Consider the following 765-nt stretch of genomic DNA (forward strand, 5'->3'; position numbering starts at 1 on the left):
GAATCGGTAACGCCAGTTGCCGAGGAGCCGCTGTTGGGATACCACCCTTGCAGTATTGGGTTTCTAACCAGCCGCCGTGACCCGGCGGTGGGACAATGCCAGACGGGGAGTTTGACTGGGGCGGTCGCCTCCGAAAGGGTATCGGAGGCGCCCAAAGGTTCCCTCAGGATGGACGGAAACCATCCAAAGAGTGCAAAGGCAGAAGGGAGCTTGACTGCGACACCGACGGGTGGAGCAGGTACGAAAGTAGGGCTTAGTGATCCGGTGGTATTAAGTGGGAATGCCATCGCTCAACGGATAAAAGCTACCCTGGGGATAACAGGCTTATCACTCCCAAGAGTTCACATCGACGGAGTGGTTTGGCACCTCGATGTCGGCTCATCGCATCCTGGGGCTGTAGTAGGTCCCAAGGGTTGGGCTGTTCGCCCATTAAAGCGGTACGCGAGCTGGGTTCAGAACGTCGTGAGACAGTTCGGTCCCTATCCGGCGTGGGCGTAGGATATCTGAGAGGAGCTGTCCTTAGTACGAGAGGACCGGGATGGACGGGCCGCTGGTGCACCGGTTAGACTGCCAAGTCTATAGCCGGGTAGCCAAGCCCGGAAGGGATAAACGCTGAAGGCATCTAAGCGTGAAGCCCCCCTCAAGATGAGATATCCCATCCGAAAGGAGTAAACCCCCTTGAAGACGACGAGGTCGATAGGGCAGGGGTGGAAGTGTGGTAACACATGGAGCTGACTGCTACTAATAGGGTGAGGGCTTGACCAA

General features: G+C 57.1%; 1 rRNA gene. It reads left to right on the forward strand.

What is annotated here, in order from left to right:
• Window positions 1-765, forward strand: a 23S ribosomal RNA gene (locus LI112_RS17840); the annotation flags it as partial.

The organism is Blautia sp. 210820-DFI.6.14, assembly GCF_020558815.1.
Taxonomy (GTDB): domain Bacteria; phylum Bacillota; class Clostridia; order Lachnospirales; family Lachnospiraceae; genus Blautia_A; species Blautia_A obeum.